The organism is Photobacterium sp. 53610 (assembly GCF_036409375.1).
Classification (GTDB): Bacteria; Pseudomonadota; Gammaproteobacteria; order Enterobacterales; family Vibrionaceae; genus Photobacterium.
The window spans coordinates 45,515-63,012 of record NZ_JAXOFS010000003.1; the positions used below are offsets into that span (position 1 = coordinate 45,515).

At 55.7% G+C, this 17,498-nt stretch carries 13 protein-coding genes and 1 riboswitch; of the genes, 4 read left to right on the top strand and 9 right to left on the bottom strand.

From position 1 onward, the window contains the following. Window positions 1-55: 55 nt before the first annotated feature. Window positions 56-2,971, bottom strand: a complete 2,916-nt coding sequence (gene rapA / locus SPK40_RS10165; RefSeq protein WP_330960402.1) for an RNA polymerase-associated protein RapA — start codon at window positions 2,969-2,971, stop codon at window positions 56-58. Between the two features lie 286 nt (window positions 2,972-3,257). Here rapA and SPK40_RS10170 point away from each other — a divergent pair, with 286 nt between their 5' ends. After that, window positions 3,258-4,634: a PhoH family protein gene (locus SPK40_RS10170; RefSeq protein WP_330960403.1), complete on the top strand. Its 1,377-nt coding sequence runs from the start codon at window positions 3,258-3,260 to the stop codon at window positions 4,632-4,634. Window positions 4,635-4,662: 28 nt separating this feature from the next. Here SPK40_RS10170 and thiQ read toward each other — a convergent pair whose 3' ends face one another. From thiQ to leuA, 8 genes are all read right to left on the bottom strand, one after another. Then, complete coding sequence (gene thiQ / locus SPK40_RS10175) at window positions 4,663-5,376, bottom strand: thiamine ABC transporter ATP-binding protein (protein WP_330960622.1); 714 nt, start codon at window positions 5,374-5,376, stop codon at window positions 4,663-4,665. 15 nt (window positions 5,377-5,391) lie between these two features. Next, window positions 5,392-7,005 (bottom strand): thiamine/thiamine pyrophosphate ABC transporter permease ThiP, encoded by a 1,614-nt coding sequence (gene thiP / locus SPK40_RS10180; RefSeq protein WP_330960404.1) that lies wholly within the window; start codon window positions 7,003-7,005, stop codon window positions 5,392-5,394. A gap of 16 nt (window positions 7,006-7,021) precedes the next feature. After that, window positions 7,022-8,008 (bottom strand): thiamine ABC transporter substrate binding subunit, encoded by a 987-nt coding sequence (gene thiB, locus SPK40_RS10185; protein ID WP_442957565.1) that lies wholly within the window; start codon window positions 8,006-8,008, stop codon window positions 7,022-7,024. A gap of 109 nt (window positions 8,009-8,117) precedes the next feature. Further along, window positions 8,118-8,236, bottom strand: a riboswitch (TPP riboswitch). Window positions 8,237-8,308: 72 nt separating this feature from the next. Then, on the bottom strand, window positions 8,309-9,109 hold the full coding sequence (locus SPK40_RS10190) for a DUF547 domain-containing protein (protein ID WP_330960405.1): 801 nt from the start codon (window positions 9,107-9,109) through the stop codon (window positions 8,309-8,311). Window positions 9,110-9,250: 141 nt separating this feature from the next. Further along, window positions 9,251-9,853 carry a 3-isopropylmalate dehydratase small subunit gene (leuD, locus tag SPK40_RS10195; protein ID WP_330960406.1) on the bottom strand — a complete coding sequence of 201 codons (603 nt, stop codon included), beginning with the start codon at window positions 9,851-9,853 and terminating at the stop codon, window positions 9,251-9,253. Window positions 9,854-9,888: 35 nt separating this feature from the next. Beyond that, complete coding sequence (gene leuC / locus SPK40_RS10200) at window positions 9,889-11,325, bottom strand: 3-isopropylmalate dehydratase large subunit (RefSeq protein ID WP_330960407.1); 1,437 nt, start codon at window positions 11,323-11,325, stop codon at window positions 9,889-9,891. 26 nt (window positions 11,326-11,351) lie between these two features. Next, complete coding sequence (gene leuB / locus SPK40_RS10205) at window positions 11,352-12,443, bottom strand: 3-isopropylmalate dehydrogenase (RefSeq protein ID WP_330960408.1); 1,092 nt, start codon at window positions 12,441-12,443, stop codon at window positions 11,352-11,354. A gap of 2 nt (window positions 12,444-12,445) precedes the next feature. Then, window positions 12,446-13,999, bottom strand: a complete 1,554-nt coding sequence (leuA, locus tag SPK40_RS10210) for a 2-isopropylmalate synthase (protein WP_330960409.1) — start codon at window positions 13,997-13,999, stop codon at window positions 12,446-12,448. 430 nt (window positions 14,000-14,429) lie between these two features. Between leuA and SPK40_RS10215 the strand changes: the two genes are divergently transcribed. The 3 genes from SPK40_RS10215 (at window position 14,430) to leuO (ending at window position 17,331) form a co-directional block, all read left to right on the top strand. Continuing rightward, complete coding sequence (locus SPK40_RS10215; RefSeq protein WP_248141528.1) at window positions 14,430-14,945, top strand: phosphatase PAP2 family protein; 516 nt, start codon at window positions 14,430-14,432, stop codon at window positions 14,943-14,945. Beyond that, window positions 14,942-16,054 (top strand): MJ1255/VC2487 family glycosyltransferase, encoded by a 1,113-nt coding sequence (locus tag SPK40_RS10220; protein WP_330960410.1) that lies wholly within the window; start codon window positions 14,942-14,944, stop codon window positions 16,052-16,054. The genes SPK40_RS10215 and SPK40_RS10220 overlap by 4 nt, the downstream gene beginning before the upstream one ends. 320 nt (window positions 16,055-16,374) lie before the next feature. Next, entirely contained in the window at window positions 16,375-17,331 is a 957-nt protein-coding gene (leuO, locus tag SPK40_RS10225; RefSeq protein ID WP_371929352.1) for a transcriptional regulator LeuO, read from the top strand. Window positions 17,332-17,498: the final 167 nt, after the last annotated feature.

The following is a 17,498-nucleotide window of genomic DNA, read 5'->3' on the forward strand; positions in this document are numbered from 1 at the left end:
AGGGCGGCAGACACTGCCTACCGCCCTGAAGGCTGGCCGGGTTCGGCCAGTCAGATTAGTTATGACTGACAGCGATCAGGCGCAGCGAATCCAGCTGGATCTGGGCTTTGCTGATGTAAGCGGTCAGATCCTGAATCTGGCTTTGCAGCAGGTCCAGTTCGTCATCACGGATATTCGGGTTCACCGCCTTCAGCGCCTGCAATCGGGCCAGCTCAGCGCCGAGCGTCGCTTCCATCTCCTGGCGTGCCGCATGGCGGACTTTGTCCAGCTCAGGGTCGACCAGTTGGTCACCCGCCGCAATCAGGGCGTGAATTTCCTTCTGGACCGAGTTGACCAGCTTGCTGCCGAGGTGACGGTTGACCGGGCTCAGCTGACGGTTGAAGCCTTCAAATTCCACCTTGTCGGACAGGTTGTTGCCCTTGGCATCCAGAAGAATGCGGATTGGCGTGTGCGGCAGGAAGCGGCCGATTCCGGATTGTTTCGGAGCCTGCGCATCCACCACATACACCAGTTCCAGCAGCAATGTCCCGGCCGGCAGCGCTTTGTTTTTCAGCAGGGAAACCGCAGTGGTCCCCACGCCTTCTGACAGCAGCAGGTCGATCCCGCCCTGAATCATCGGGTGTTCCCAGCTGATAAAGTGCATGTCTTCGCGCGACAGTGCGGTATCACGGTCGAACGTGATGGTGCAGCCGTCCTGCGGCAGTCCCGGGAAGCTGGAGACCAGCATGTGCTCGGACGGCGTGATCACCAGGGCATTTTCACCGCGGTCATCCTGATTCAGACCGATGGTGTCAAACAGACCCAGTGCGAACGTCACCAGATTGGTGTCGCCGTCTTTGGCGGCAATCTTGCTGACCAGTTCACGGGCAGCTTCGCCCCCGTTGGAATGGATTTCCAGCAGGCGGTCGCGGCCCTGTTCCATCTTGCTTTTCAGTTCGCTGTGCAGGCGGGCACTGTCGGTAATCAGCGCTTCCAGTGCTTCCGGACTGTGGTTATCGCTGGCCAGCAGGCTGATCAGTTGTGGCTGCACGGCTTCGTACACGGCACGGCCGGTCGGACAGGTTTCCTCAAAGGCGTTCAGGCCTTCGTTATACCAGTGCGCCAGCAGCGCCTGCGAAGTGCCTTGCAGATGCGGCACATGAATCTCGATATCGCGCAGCTGACCAATCCGGTCCAGACGGCCGATCCGCTGCTCCAGCAGATCCGGGTTGTTCGGCAGATCGAACATCACCAGCTGGTTGGCAAATTGGAAGTTCCGGCCTTCAGATCCGATTTCGGAACACAGCAGCACCTGAGCGCCGTCTTCGGCCTGAGCGAAGTAAGCCGCTGCCTTGTCACGCTCCAGAATCGACATGCCCTCATGGAACACGGTGGCACGAATGCCTTCTTTTTCCCGCAGTGCCTGTTCCAGATTCAGCGCGGTCTGCGCACGGGAGCAGATCACCAGCACTTTTTCGTTGCGGTTGGCTTTGAGGAAATCCAGCAGCCAGGTCACGCGGGGATCGAAGTTCCACCAGGTGGCTGCGTCGCCTTCAAATTCATGATAAATATCTTCCGGATACAGCAACTTGAGGACTTTTTCCTCTTCGCTGATCTTGCCCATCATCATGCCCGCGACACGCATCGCTGTGCTGTACTGAGACGGCATCGCCAGCGGATACAGATTCAGGTGGCGCTGCGGGAAGCCCTGCACGGCGGCACGGGTATTCCGGAATAGCACACGGCCGGTGCCGTGGCGGTCCATCAGGCTGTCGATCAGTTCCTGACGGGCGGCTGCCTGAGCGGTTTCATCGCTGTCTGAAGTCAGTGTTTCCAGCAGCGGAGCGATGTCCTGCTCCGGCAGCAGGCTGATCAGCGCCTGGCGGGTGTGGTCATCCAGTGCCTTTCCGGCCAGCAGCTCGGAAACTGCATCAGCGACCGGGGCATACTGGCGCTCTTCTTCCAGAAACGCGTCGTAATCGTAGAAGCGATCCGGGTCGAGCAGGCGCAGACGGGCAAAGTGACTCTGATGGCCCAGCTGGTCCGGGGTTGCCGTCAGCAGCAGGCAGCCCGGCGTTTTCTCAGCCAGCGCTTCAACGACCTGATATTCACGGCTCGGTTTGTCTTCGCTCCACACCAGATGGTGCGCTTCATCGACCACCAGCAGATCCCAGTCGGCTTCCAGAGCCTGTTCAAAGCGACGTTTGCTCTTGCGCAGGAAATCCAGTGAGCACAGCACATATTGGGCAGTATCAAATGGGTTGTGTGCATCTGCAAAGGATTCGACGCAGCGCTCTTCGTCAAAGATAGAGAAATGCAGGTTGAAGCGGCGCATCATCTCCACCAGCCACTGGTGCTGCAGGGTTTCCGGCACCAGGATCAAAATCCGTTCGGCACGGCCGGCCAGCACCTGCTGGTGGATGATCATCCCGGCCTCGATGGTTTTACCCAGACCGACTTCATCCGCCAGCAGGACGCGCGGTGCAAAACGGCGGCCGACTTCATGGGCAATGAACAGCTGATGCGGGATCAGTCCGGCACGCATGCCGCACAGGCCACGCAACGGACTTTTGTGTTGTTCGTGCTGGTTTTTCAGCGCACGGTAGCGCAGGGCGAAACGGTCCATGCGGTCAATCTGACCGGCGAACAGCTTGTCCTGAGGCTTGTTAAAACGGATCTGATTGCTAAGGAAAATTTCACGCAGTGTGACATTTTCTTCTCCGGTGTCCGTGCGGGTGCCGATATAGGTCAGCATGCCCTGTTGTTCTTCCACCTGCGCTACCTTGAGTGACCAGCCCTCCTGGCTTTCAGCCAGATCGCCGGTGTTAAACATCACACGGGTGACAGGGGCATCATGACGGGCGTAAACGCGATTCTCTTCACTGGCGGCAAACATCAGGGTGACGGTACGTGCATCCAGCGCGACCACAGTTCCTAACCCTAAATCACTTTCCGTGTCACTGATCCAGCGTTGACCCAAAGCAAATGGCATAGTGGAAAAAACCTTCTAATTATTTGAAATACTGGGGAGTTGCTTTCCGGTGGCGGTTTATATTTTGGCTACACTGAAATTAAGTGTAAGCCAGAAATCGCACCAGAAAAAAGGGGGCTAATGGTACTGCATGATGGGAGCGAGGTCACGAGCTAAGTGAGACTCTTATCGAGTGAGAAAATTGTCACAATATTTTCATTTTTTGCGGTCATTAATGGGATGCGGGTTTACGCTTAATAATGATAGCCGAGACCAATGGCTATCCCAGATGATCAAGGAGACGTCTATGGACGATGCTGATAGGAAAGTCTTTGTACTTGATACCAACATCCTGTTACATGAACCCCTCGCCATCTACTCCTTCAAAGAGCACGACGTTGTGATTCCCATGACGGTCCTGGAAGAACTCGACCGGATCAAAGACAGCAAACGGGATGTTGCCCGAGATGCCCGGGTCGCGATTCGCGCGCTGGAAGATATTTTTCATGATGCAACGCCGGAACAGATCTCTGCCGGTATTCCGCTCACGCGCGACGGTGAACATCAGGGTCGGATCGCGATTTTTGCCGACTATGAGATTCACGAAACGGTGCATGCGTTTGCGGATAAAGCCGGTGACAACCGGATTCTGAATGGGGTGCTCTACTTGCAGCATCACTATGCTCCCCGGGAAGTGGTGCTGATCACCAAAGACATTAACATGCGTCTGCGTGCCAAAGGGGCCGGGGTGTTTAATGTCGATGATTACCGTTCCGACCAGCTGATTGACGATGTCAGTCTGCTGACCAAAGGGTTCCACCGCTATCCGGGCAGTTTCTGGGAGCGGGTGGGAGAATGTCACTCTGAAAAACGCGGCCGCTCAACCCTGCACAAGCTGCCGCAGGAATTGTTTGATTCACCTTTTGTCAATCAGTACCTGATTGATCAGGACACGGATTTTGCCGCCCGGATCCAGGATCTCGACGGGGAAAACGTCACTCTGAAAGATCTGGGGCATGAGCGGTTGATGCACCGTCAGGCCTGGGGGATTCATCCGAAGAATATTTATCAGGGCATGGCGCTCGATGCGCTGCTCGATCCGGATATTGATCTGGTGATCCTGACCGGCCCGGCCGGCTGTGGTAAGACGATCCTGGCGATGGCGGCTGCGCTGGAGCAGGTGATTGAAAAAGGGATGTATGACAAGATTATCGTGACCCGGAATACCCCGGATATCGCCGAATCCATCGGTTTCCTGCCGGGGACGGAAGAAGAGAAGATGATGCCCTGGCTGGCCGCAGTGACAGATACCATGGAAGCACTGCACAAGCATGATGTCTGCACCGACGGCTCGATGAAATACATTTTCGAAAAAGCCAACATCCAGTTCAAATCGATTAACTTTATGCGCGGCCGCTCGATTCAGAACGCCTTTGTGTTGCTGGATGAGTGTCAGAACCTGACCGCGTCGCAAATCAAGACCATCATCACCCGGTGTGGTGAGGGCACCAAGCTGGTCTGTTCCGGTAACTTGGCACAGATCGATTCTACATACCTGTCGCCTGTGACATCAGGCCTGACCTATATCGTTGAACGATTTAAGGATTTTGAAGGCAGTGCCAACATTTATCTGAATGGCGTGGTCCGCAGCCGTCTGGCGGAATTTGCGGAAGAAAACCTGTAATCACAGGGCGTGTGATCTGCCGGAGTACTCAGCGCCCCAGATATTTTCTTAACCCATCATCTGATGCCTCACTCAGCACCTGCTGGGTGGGGCCACACACCTGAATGCGACCCTGATCGACAAAGGCACAATGGTCGGCGATCTTCATGGCGTCATCCGGGCTGTGGGTGATCATCAGCACCGTGATCCCGGCTTCTTTCGCCAGACCGGCAACCAGATCCAGCATTTCCTGCCGCAGCGCCGGATCCAGGGCAGAAAAAGGCTCATCCAGTAACAGCAGCGGGCGGTGGCGCACCAGGCAGCGAGCCAGTGCGACCCGTTGTTTCTGGCCGCCGGAAAGCTGCTCCGGCAGGCGATCCAGATACGGGCCGATCCCCACCCGCTGGGCAGCCGTTTGAACCTGCACTTTCTCTGCGGCGCTGAGCTTGAGGCCGGGATGGATCCCCAGCGCAATGTTGTCGAACACACTCAGGTGCGGAAACAGGTTGTGATCCTGAAACAGGATCGACAGCGGTCGCTCTGCCGGTGATTGCCGGTCAATTTTTTCACCGTCGATATAAAGCTCGCCACTGTCGGGTTTGAGGAATCCGGCAATCATCGCCAGCAGGGTACTTTTGCCAGCCCCGCTGGGGCCGATTACGGCCAGGATGTCGCCTTTATCGACGCTGAGATCGAAGCTCAGCGTCATGGATTCCTGATGACCATGGCGGTAGCAGTGACAGAGTTGGGACAGGGTCAGCATCGGGGCAGTCATAGGTTATCCATGTGAAGCGTGAACGGAGGAAGCGGTGCGGGATATGAGCAGGCGCTCCACCGCAGTAAAAATTCCCAGGCTGAGCAGCAGCAGGAATAGTGCGGCAACGGCAGCAGCATCCATCTGATAGCTGTCCATCAGCTGGAACAGGTAGAGCGGCAGCGTCTGAAAATCCTGACTGCCGAACAGGGCAATGGCCCCGAGATCGCCCAGTGACAGGACAAAGCTGATTGCCATCGCCTGAGCGACTGGTTTGCGCAGCGCCCGCCATTCCACCAGATACAACCGGGACAGGCCGCGCATGCCCAGACTCTGACACAGCGGGTTGTACTGCTGGGCCAGATGCAGCATGGGCTGACTCAGGGTCTTGATGACATAAGGCAGCGCCATCAGGGCATTGACGGCGACCACCACCCAGAAAGCCGAGGCAAATACATCGGTGAACTCGCGCAGTAACAGAAACAGCCCGGTGCTGATCACCAGGCCCGGCGTGACCAGAATGATGGTGCCGATCAGCTCCAGGCCATCGGCTGAGGCTTTGTAATGCTGCAAACGCCAGAACCGGCTGGCACAGAGAATGGCAATCCCACCGATCAGGGCCAGCAGGCAGGCCAGTGCAGCGATTTGCAGCGAGTGGCTGACGGCCTGCCAGAGTGCAGGCGTACTGAGTAAGCCGGGCAGTTTGCTGTTGATCCCTGCACTCAGCACGGCCAGCATCGGCGGTATCACCAGCAGCAGCACGGCACCGATCCAGAATCCATCCCAGCATCGGGCCGCCCGGCTGTCGAGATAGTTCGGGTGGCCCTGCTGTACCCGGCCGGTAAGGGTCGACAGTGGCCGGGCAAAGCGCTGACTCACGAGGACCAGCGAGCAGCAAAGCAGCATCTGCCAAAGCGCCAGCATGGCACCGGCGGCTAAATCAAAGTCATATCGCAGCGCCTGATAAATGGCCAGCTCGATGGTGGTTGCTTTCGGGCCGCCGCCAAGAGACATGATGACGGCAAAACTGGTGAAACAGAGCATGAAGACCAGACCTGCCACCTGCGGCAGTTGCTGACGCAGCCGCGGCCAGGCGACCAGCCGGAACAGCGGCCAGCCTCGCATCCCTAAGTGTGCGGCGAGCTGATGCTGTTCGGCGGGAATGCCTTCCAGACTTTGCAGCATCAACCGGCTGGCCAGCGGCAGGTTAAGAAAAACATGGGCCAGCAGAATGCCGTTCAGGCCATAAATACTGAACGGCAGTTTCATCTCCAGCGTCGCCAGCCACTGGGCCAGCAGGCCGCTGTTGCCATAAATGGCCAGCAGACCGAACACGGCGACCAGAACCGGCAGAACGACGGTCATGGCGAACAGGCGCAGCAGCAGCGCCCGGCCGGGAAAACGGCGGCGTGACAGGGCATAAGCGACTGGGATGGCCGGGAGCACGCTCAGCAGCGTTGATAAAATGGCCTGCTGAAAGCTGAATGCAGTGACATGGCGCAGGTAAGGATCCTGCCAGAGCGCCAGCGGCCGGATGTCGGTCGCCTGCGCCAGCAGAGCGCTGAGCGCTCCGCCGACCAGGATCAGAATGAGCCCGGCACTCAGCAGGCCGGGCAGGCTGGAACGGGAAAGTAACAACGTCAGTCCTACAGGATTATTGCGTCAGGGCTGTTTGCCATTCGCGGACCCAGGTTTTGCGCTCTTTCGCAACTTCGTCAGCACTGAATTCCAGCGATTTGGCCGGACGCGGCAGTGCTTTGAACGCTTCAGGCAGCGGCTGATCGGTGACCGGATACATCCAGTTGCCGGTCGGGATCTGGGACTGGAAGCCCGGCGTCAGGATAAAGTTCATGAACTTATCCGCCAGCGCCTGATTTGGGCTGTGCTTCAGTTTAGCGGCAACTTCCACCTGCATGTAGTGGCCTTCACTGAAGTTGGCCGCTTTATATTTGTCTTCCTTCTCGGCAATGATGTGATAGGCCGGGGAAGTGGTGTAAGACAGCACCAGATCGGTCTCGCCCTTGAGGAACATATTGTAGGCTTCTGACCAGCCTTTGGTGACGGTCACGGTCTTCTTGGCCAGTTGCTGCCAGGCATCAGAGGACTGGTCTCCGTAGACGGATTTCACCCACAGCATCAGCCCCTGACCCGGGGTCGAAGTACGCGGATCCTGATAGATCAGATTCAGGTCGTCACGTTCGACCAGCGCTTTCAGGCTGGCTGGCGGGTTCTTGAGCTTCTGGCTGTCGTAAATAAAGGCGAAATAACCGTAATCGAAAGGCACGAAGGTTTGATCCTGCCAGCCCCCCGGAATGGTGACAGCGGATGTGTCGACACCGCTTTTTGCCAGCAGCCCGGTTTTCTTCGCTTCCGTCATCAGGTTGTTGTCCAGACCCAGCAGGACATCGGCTTTCGTGTTTTTGCCTTCCAGACGGACACGGTTGAGGATGGACACCCCATCGTCCAGCGCAACGAACTGCAAATCACAGCCACATTCTTTTTCGAAGGTTTTTTCAATTGCAGGGCCCGGGCCCCAGTCTGCGGTAAACGAACTGTAGGTGTATACCGTCAGAGTCGGTTGAGCAGCGGCTGCAGACGAGGTGGCAACCAGTAAGGGTAAAGCTTTCAGTATGTGTTTCACAAAGCGCTCCTGAGTACCTGCTTGGCAGGGAATTCCGATTTCTTCAAGGCGCGGCGTTGAGTGAGCGGGAGCACGTCCCAGGAAAGTCACGAAAAGGGAAAGTAATGATGTGCTTTCAGTTTCTCAATTCCTACGCCAGCATGACCTGGTTCAGGTTCAATGGGTCCCGTGTGCTGCATATGAATAAACAGACACGATCTCAGTCCGGAGACTCCCCATGAGAACGGCTCTCATTGTAAACGGGGCGGGCACGGGTTGCCAGCCGGAATTATTAGCGGATGCCAGTCTGGGATCCGGGAACTAGCGAATCTCATTCAGGCGCCAGTCATAATCATACCTTGGGCTGGTGAGCGTGACCGGCTGTTTACGGTAGCGGTTGAGGTGTTTCTGCAGATCTGTCAGTGAGCCGAAATCAGACTGATACCAGTCATAAATCGAAGACAGCCGGACTTGCCCGCCTTTGTCATCGACGCCTTTGGGGCTGTTGGTGAAGCGGCGTGCGGCGCCGTCGAGCTGAGCATTGATCTGGTCGGCATGCATGACTTCCGGCAGCAGATCCGGGCAGCCCAGACTGGCGCAGTTCACCACATAGTGAATGCGTTTGTCCTGCCAGATCGGGCGGAGAATACGGTGCTCGATATCGTTCAGGGACAGTTTTTTGCCGTCAATGGTGATCAGCTGTTCATCCCAGGGCCCGAAACTGAACAGCCCCCCCAGCTTGGTAATTGAGCTGACCGGATAGTGGTCGAGGATCACTTTGACGGTCAGCGCATTGTAGAGATTCACCCAGTATGCGAACTGCTCATTGCGGTTTAAACGACGGGGATCGCGTGAGGTCAGCCCGGCAATATACTGATTCAGGCTGCTTTTATCTTGTGGACTGACTGCAGCGTAGCGAAAACGGGTCTGTTGTGGGGCGACGAGCAGGTAGGTGTTCAGCAGACTTTGCCAGACGCTGTGATCCACTGTGGTGGTGCTTTTGGGGTTGCTGGTTTGCCAGAACGGCCAGAGGTCGGCTTTTGGCGCGGCCATGGGGGCTGATGAGAAGCTGAGTAAAATCAGGACAGTGAATAAAGGCAGAGCCCGGCGGAACGAAAACATGTGAACACCTCTGTAGATGGTTGATATCTAAGAGACCGAAAGGAAACGCGTTTCTTTCTGGTTCGTGTGATGTCTTGCCTGCAGACCTGAACAAAACACCCTGCCGGAGCAGGGTGTCTGAGGCTGACTCTTGAGTATAGATCAGGCTAAAAAAGCCGGGATCTTGCTTTCATATTCCGCGATTTTATCTTCGTGTTGCAGCGTCAGGCCAATGTTGTCCAGACCGTTCAGCAGGCAGTGGCGGCGGAACTCGTCGATTTCAAATGAATACGATTTGCCGTTGGCACTGACCGTCATGGTTTCCAGATCAACCGTCACTTCGGCGCCTTCATTGGCTTCGACATACTGGAAGATTTCGTTCACTTCCGTTTCCGTCAGGCGTACCGGCACCATCTGGTTATTGATTGAGTTACCGTAGAAGATGTCGGCAAAGCTGGGTGCAATCATTACTTTGATGCCGTAATCCGCCAGCGCCCACGGGGCGTGTTCGCGGGAAGAACCACAGCCGAAGTTTTCCCGGGCCAGCAAGATGCTGGCACCCTGATAGCGCGGGTAGTTCAGGACAAATTCCGGATTGGGTTGCTCACCCGCATCGTCCAGAAAACGCCAGTCGTGGAACAGGTGCTTGCCAAAGCCAATGCGGTTTACTTTCTGTAAAAACTGTTTCGGAATGATGGCGTCAGTGTCGACGTTCGCGGCATCCAGCGGCACCACCAGTCCGGTATGTTGTTGAATTCCTGCCATGGGTATTTTCCTTCTCTTGTTAGGCGGTGGCTCTGTTAGGCGGTCGCAAGGGTTTCTTGGTCCAGCTCGCGGATATCCACGAAGTGACCGGCACAAGCTGCAGCAGCTGCCATGGCCGGGCTCACCAGATGGGTGCGGCCATCACGGCCCTGACGGCCTTCGAAGTTCCGGTTACTGGTGGAAGCGCAGCGCTCCCCGGGACCCAGACGGTCGTTGTTCATCGCCAGACACATGGAGCAGCCCGGCAGACGCCATTCAAAACCGGCTTCAATGAAGATTTTGTCCAGACCTTCCTGTTCCGCCTGCGCTTTCACCTGCTCAGAGCCGGGAACCACCAGCGCCTGAACGTTTGGTGCAACCTTGCGGCCTTTGGCAACGGCGGCCGCGGCACGCATATCTTCAATGCGGGAGTTGGTGCAGGAGCCGATGAAGACTTTATCGACCGGGAAGTCTGACAGTTTTTTGCCGGCCTGCAGACCCATGTAGGCCAGAGCTTTCTCGGCAGAAGCACGCTCGACCGGATCGCTGAAGTTTTCCGGAGCCGGGATTGGCTCGTCCACCGCAATCACCTGACCCGGGTTGGTGCCCCAGGTGACCTGAGGTTTGATGTCTGCGGCATTCAGGGTGACGACTTTGTCGAACTGCGCATCCGGATCAGATTTCAGGGTTTTCCAGTATGCGACGGCAGCTTCAAAGTTGGCATCCGTTGGTGCAAAGTGGCGGCCCTGAATGTAGTCGAAGGTGGTCTGGTCCGGCGCAATCAGACCGGCTTTGGCGCCCAGTTCGATCGCCATGTTACAGACCGTCATCCGGCCTTCCATGGTCAGGTCGGTAATGGCTTCGCCGCAGAATTCCACCACATGGCCTGTTCCACCGGCGGCAGTGGTTTCTCCGATGATGGCCAGAATGATGTCTTTGGCAGTGATCCCCGGTGCGACTTTGCCTTTGACCTCAATTTTCATGGTCTTGGCGCGGGCCTGTTTCAGGGTTTGGGTCGCCAGCACATGTTCAACCTCAGACGTGCCGATACCGAAGGCCAGTGAGCCAAATGCACCGTGGGTAGCGGTATGGGAATCGCCGCAGACGATGGTCATGCCCGGCAGGGTGATCCCCAGTTCCGGCCCCATGACGTGCACGATGCCCTGATATTTGTGGTTCAGGTCATACAGTGTGACGCCGAATTCTTTGCAGTTTTTCGCCAGCGTTTCCATCTGGATGCGGGCCATCTCGCCCGAAGCCTTGATATCTTTGGTCTGGGTCGAGACGTTGTGGTCCATGGTGGCAAAAGTTTTGCCGGTCTGGCGGACCTGACGGCTTTTTTCGCGCAGGCCGTCAAAGGCCTGCGGAGAAGTCACTTCATGAACCAGATGACGGTCGATATACAGGATCGGGTTTTCGCCTTCAGCCTCGACCACGATGTGGGCATCATAAACTTTTTCGTACAGCGTTTTGCCTGTTGTTGTGTTTGACATTGCTCGTTTGCTCCTCGTGGTTCAGCTTACGCCTGACGAATGTAGGCTGCGATCTTGTCGCCTATGGCGTCGGTCGACAGTGCCGGACGGTCTCCGGCCAGATCTGCAGTCAGTTCCCCGGCTTCCAGTGCCTGAGAGACGGCTTGCTCAATGGCGCGTGCCGCTTCTTCTTCACCCAGGCTGTAGCGCAGCATCAGGGCTGCCGACAGGATTTGTGCCACCGGATTGGCGATGTTTTTGCCTGCGATATCCGGTGCGGAACCGCCTGCAGGTTCATACATGCCAAACTTGTCCTGGTTCAGGCTCGCTGACGGCAGCATGCCCATGGAACCGGTGATCATGGCGCACTCGTCTGAGATGATGTCGCCGAAGATGTTGGAACACAGCATGACGTCGAACTGGGACGGATCTTTGATCAGCTGCATGGTAGCGTTGTCGATGTACATGTGGCTCAGTTCGACATCCGGATAATCTTTGGCGATCTGTTCCACCACTTCGCGCCACAGGATTGAGCTTTGCAGCACGTTGGCTTTGTCGATTGAGCAGACTTTTTTACGGCGCAGGCGTGCAGATTCAAAGGCAATCCGGGCAATCCGTTCAATCTCGTAACGGTGATAGACCTCGGTATCGAAGGCCTTTTCCATCGCGCCTTCCCCTTCGCGGCCCTTCGGCTGGCCGAAGTAGATCCCGCCGGTCAGTTCGCGGACCACCACGATGTCGAAACCACGGGCAGAAATGTCAGCACGCAGCGGAGAAAATCCTTCCAGACCACTGTGGATCTGCGCCGGACGCAGGTTACAGAACAGCTGGAAGTGTTTGCGCAGCGGCAGCAGTGCACCGCGCTCTGGCTGATCATTGGCAGGCAGGTGTTCCCATTTCGGACCGCCGACCGAGCCGAACAGAACGGCGTCGGCAGCTTCGCAGCCTTTCAGGGTCTGCTCTGGCAGTGGTGAGCCGTGATTGTCGATGGCAATGCCACCGACATCAAACTCCTCACGGGCCAGGGTGAAGCCGAACTTTTCTTCGACGGCATCCAGCACTTTATGCGCCTGACGCATCACTTCCGGGCCAATCCCGTCGCCGGGTAACACAGCAATTTGATAGCTTTGACCTGCCATGGTTATACAGTCTCCATTTTAGCTTTTTGTTTAATTTCTTCGATTTGTTCGGCGCGGTGAATGCTGTTAATCACATGCAGCAACGCCTGACCTGAGGCTTCAACAATGTCGGTTGCCAGACCGGTGCCGTGGTATTTACGGCCCTTGTAGTTGGCGATGATATCGGCCTGACCCAGACCGTCTTCCCCTTCACCTTTGGCTGTCAGTTCGAATTTCTCCAGCACAATCTCGTAGCCGGTCAGGCGGTAAATGCATTGATACAGGGCGTCGACCGGACCGTTTCCGACGGCGGCTTCGCATTTCTCTTCTTCACCGCATTGCAGTTTGATGCTGGTGGTTGCCATCACGCTGCCAGACTGGACGCTCAGGTAGTTCAGTTTGTAGAAATCGTCTTCTGCACGCAGGTTAGCGAAGTACATCAGGGCTTCTAAGTCGTAGTCGAAGACCTGACCCTTGCGGTCGGCCAGTTTCAGGAAGTCGGCATACAGGGTATCCAGGCTGTAGTCCTGCTCGGTGTAGCCCATGGCATCCATATGGCTCTTCACTGCGGCGCGGCCGGAACGGCTGGTCAGGTTCAGCGCCTGATTCTTCAGACCGATGGATTCAGGGGTCATGATTTCGTATGTGTTCTTGTTCTTCAGAACGCCGTCCTGATGAATACCGGAGGAGTGGCTGAAGGCATTGGCACCGACAATGGCTTTGTTGGACTGAATCGGCATGTTGCACAACTGGCTGACCAGGCGGCTGGTGCGGGAAATTTCCTCATGCTTGATATTAGTGGTGACACCCAGCAACTCCGCCCGGGTTTTGATGATCATGGCGATTTCTTCCAGTGCGCAGTTCCCGGCGCGTTCGCCAATGCCGTTGATGGTACCTTCGACCTGACGGGCACCGGCCTGCACGGCTGACATGGAGTTGGCAACGGACATCCCCAGATCGTCGTGGCAGTGGACGGAAATCACTGCTTTATCAATGTTTGGCACCCGGTTGAACAATTGGGTAATGATGCCGCCGAATTCGCTGGGCAGGGTGTAACCTACGGTGTCCGGGATGTTGACTGTGGTGGCACCGGCTTTGATGGCAGCTTCGACCATGCGGCACAGGTTATCAATCGGTGTCCGGCCAGCATCTTCACAGGAAAATTCCACATCATCCGTATACTTGCGGGCGCGTTTGACGGCGGCAACGCCCATCTCGATGACGTCATCGTAGCTGCGGCGCAGTTTGTCCTGAACATGGATGGTGGAGGTGGAAATGAAGGTGTGGATACGGAAGGCTTCGGCAACTTTTAACGACTCGGCGGCGACATCAATGTCATTGGTGACTGCTCGGGACAAGGCGCAGACCCGGCTGTTTTTGATGTGCTTTGCAATGGTCTGGACCGATTCAAAATCGCCCGGCGAGGAAACCGGGAAACCGGCTTCAATCACATCAACGCCCAGGCGCTCCAGCGCATAAGCGATCTGCAATTTTTCTTTGACGGTTAAGCTGGCGGACAACGCCTGTTCGCCGTCGCGCAAGGTGGTGTCGAAAATGATGACCTGATCGTTGTTCATGATTGCTTCCTTTTATTGGCCTGCCTGTTTAATCATGGCTTGTTCGCGTCCTTTGCGCCGGGCCTGATACGAAAAACCCGCGCTTAGTGCGCGGGTTCTTCTGAAACTTTAGCGGTGAATTTCACCCATCAGCTACCCACGCGATTGTTCACGATAAGGAGTAGGCTGAGTAGAAGGATGAATTGTGTTTGCATTTTATTTTTCCGCTGTGTTGTTGACCAAAGGAATATCAGATTGTGCAGACAAGCGTCAAGCCTTAATTGCATCTTTATTCGCAGACCGGGCAGTTTTGGCTGCGGGCAGGCCGCTGAACAGAAACGCGCACAGCCCCACATTGGTGTGCATTGTCATTATCCTTCCTCGAAATCGTCACCCGGTTGTCATCTCTGCTTCCTAGTCTGGCTTTATGGATTATGAGGAGAATAGTGCTATGACTGTGACCGTATTGGCACCCATCCAGCGCTTTGATTACGCCTTTTCCAGTTTATGTTTGTGTCACCGCTTCAATCAGCCGGTGGCGACGCTGAGCCGTCTGATTTCACGCTCCGGTGATGGCCCACTTTATGTCATGTTTGGCCTGCTGGCCTGGGGACTGGACGGTCAGCAGGGCGGTCAGGTACTGGCGATTGGCCTGCTGGCTTTTCTGCTGGAATTACCTGTCTATCTGGTTCTGAAAAATACTTTTAAACGAAACCGGCCGGCCCGGCTTCCCAGTTTCATCCAGCCTTCGGACAAATACAGTCTGCCTTCCGGACATACGGCGGCGGCTTTTCTGATGGCTTCCCTCATCTCAACGTTTTACCCGGCAGCAGCCTGGATCGTCTGGCCCTGGGCGATGCTCATTGGGTTCTCCCGTGTGCTGCTGGGTGTGCACTTTATTACCGACATTGTGGCAGGCGCGCTGCTTGGCATGATGTGTTTTGATGTCGTCAAGGGGGCGATATGAAGATACTTTACGGCGTCCAGGGGACGGGAAATGGCCATATATCCCGTGCGAGGGAAATGGCGCGGGCATTTTCAGAGCTGGGAGTGGCGGTTGATTTCCATTTCTCAGGCCGGGCGGCGGATCAGTACTTCGACATGGATTGTTTCGGTGATTACCGTACCGCAAAAGGGCTGACCTTTGTCACGGAACAGGGCAAGGTCAATCAGTGGAAAACGTTTTGTCAGAACTCCCTGGTGAACTTCTGGCGGGAAGTGAAAGCACTGGATCTCAGCGGTTATGATCTGGTGCTGAATGATTTTGAACCGGTCTCAGCCTGGGCAGCACGGCGGCAGGGTGTTCGTACACTCGGACTCAGCCATCAGAGCGCATTTTTATTTGATGTGCCCAAAGAAGGGGAAGGCTGGCTGGACAGGCAACTGATCCGTTATTTTGCACCCACCGACCAGCAAATCGGCCTGCACTGGTATCACTTCGGTGCACCGATCCTGCCCCCGATCGTCCCGCGGTCACATACGCCGCCGCCCGCGACTGACGGTTCGGTACTGGTTTACCTGCCGTTTGAAGACCTGCAACAGGTGCTGGCACTGCTGCATCGTTTCTCTGACGTCACGTTTTATTGTTATCACCCTTCAGTCAAACAGGATGTGCGCCAGGGCAATGTTTATGTCTGTGCGCTCAGCCGGACCGGGTTCCATCAGCGACTGGCGGTGTGCGACGGCGTGATCGCCAACGGTGGGTTTGAATTACCGTCTGAATCCATTGCCCTGGGCAAAAAACTGTTGCTGAAACCGCTTCAGGGACAATACGAACAAATGAGTAATGTGGCGACTCTCGAGCTGATGGGACTGGCAGCCAGTATGCATGCTTTGGATGCCGGAGCGTTGCGGAACTGGCTTGCAAGCCATTCGCCGGGGCAGGTTGTCTGGCCGGATGTTGCACTGGCCGTCGCGCAATGGGTGCAGGAGGGGGAAACGCAAACGGCACAGGATTTGTGCCAGTCGTTATGGGAGCCGATCAGTTTTCCGGAGCCTGTACTTGAAACCGTCAGAGATCTGGGTCCGGCAGCCGATTCCACCGGACTGAAATCAATAATCACTGGTATTTATTGATCCCGCCATTTTCACCGGGCGCGTACAGCTCCCGGTGTTCAAAAATCGCGTAACTCATTGAATTTTATATTTACTCATATTGTTTTATATCCTTTTAGATGTTTTTAGAGTCGGGATATCTGCTTGTTTTTCTTTGGACAATCGTTCAATATCGGGTGCTTTCATACCCTTAGAATCAGGCTGGAGCCTTTGACGGTATTGGTATCATCAATCTTTTGAATAATACTGATTTCCCCCAGCTTTCGATGGGTATGTGAGGGCGCTGTGCTGCCGGATGTTGTGAGCATGGTTCTCTGGATGATTCGAAGAAGAGGTCAGAAATGGCGCGTAGAGGTATGTCTTTCCAAGCAGCAGACAATATGACCATGGGGTCGGGTCTGCGGAACATTGATCTGAATCTGCTGACAGTATTCGATGCGGTGATGCAGGAGCAGAATATCACCCGGGCAGCACATAATCTGGGTATGTCCCAGCCCGCAGTCAGTAATGCCGTTGCCCGACTGAAATCGACCTTCGATGATGAGCTGTTTGTCCGCCATGGAAGGGGAATTCAGCCGACGGTTCGGGCCAAGCAATTATTCGGTCCGGTCCGCCAGGCTTTGCAATTGATTAAGAATGAACTGCCGTCTGCAGCTTTCCTGCCGGAAACCTCGAACCGGCTGTTCAGAGTTGCGGTCTGCAGTCCGCTGGATATGCGCTTTGCGCCTCACATCCTGCGTCAGCTGGCAGATGCCGCTCCCAAAGTACAGGTTGCTCTGGAAGCCGGGGTTGAGATTGATCTGGTTCAGAAACTGCGTTATCAGGAGCTGGACTTTGTGATTGATTACCTGCGTTTTGACGAGCAGGGGGTCACCTCCACCGAGTTGTTCAGAGACGAACTGGTGGTCGTTGCCGCCGGAAATCATCCGCGTCTGCAGGGCACCCTCAACGCCGAAGAATTTGCCGGGGAAAAACATGCCGTACTGAAATCTGTTCCCGGTGCGAGAGGATTTGCCGAGACGGTGTACCAGCTGTCTCCTGGCTGCCAGGTCGCTTATCAGGGTGGAAGCCTGAGCAATATTCTCTATGTGGTCGGTCAGTCTGAACTGATCGCTGTGGTGCCAAGGTGGCTGGCGGCTTCTATGGCAGAGACACTGTCGCTGCAGTTACTGACATTGCCGTTTGAAGGGAAAAGTATCAGCGGGTATCTGAGCTGGCACGATTCATCGCAAAAAGATAAAGGTCATCAGTGGTTGCGTGAGCAGCTGTTGGCAATCTGTGAAGCTGAAACCTGCTGAGACACGGCACGTCAGAGCACGGCACCGCTATACATCGGCACAGCCAGGCCAAGCTGCACTTTTGCCTGCTTGCATCTTTTCAAAGCAGTTACTCATCGCAGTTACTGAAATCAACGGCCGCTCCCTTTGTCAGGAAGCGGCTGTTTTTTCATGAATTCATGACCCCT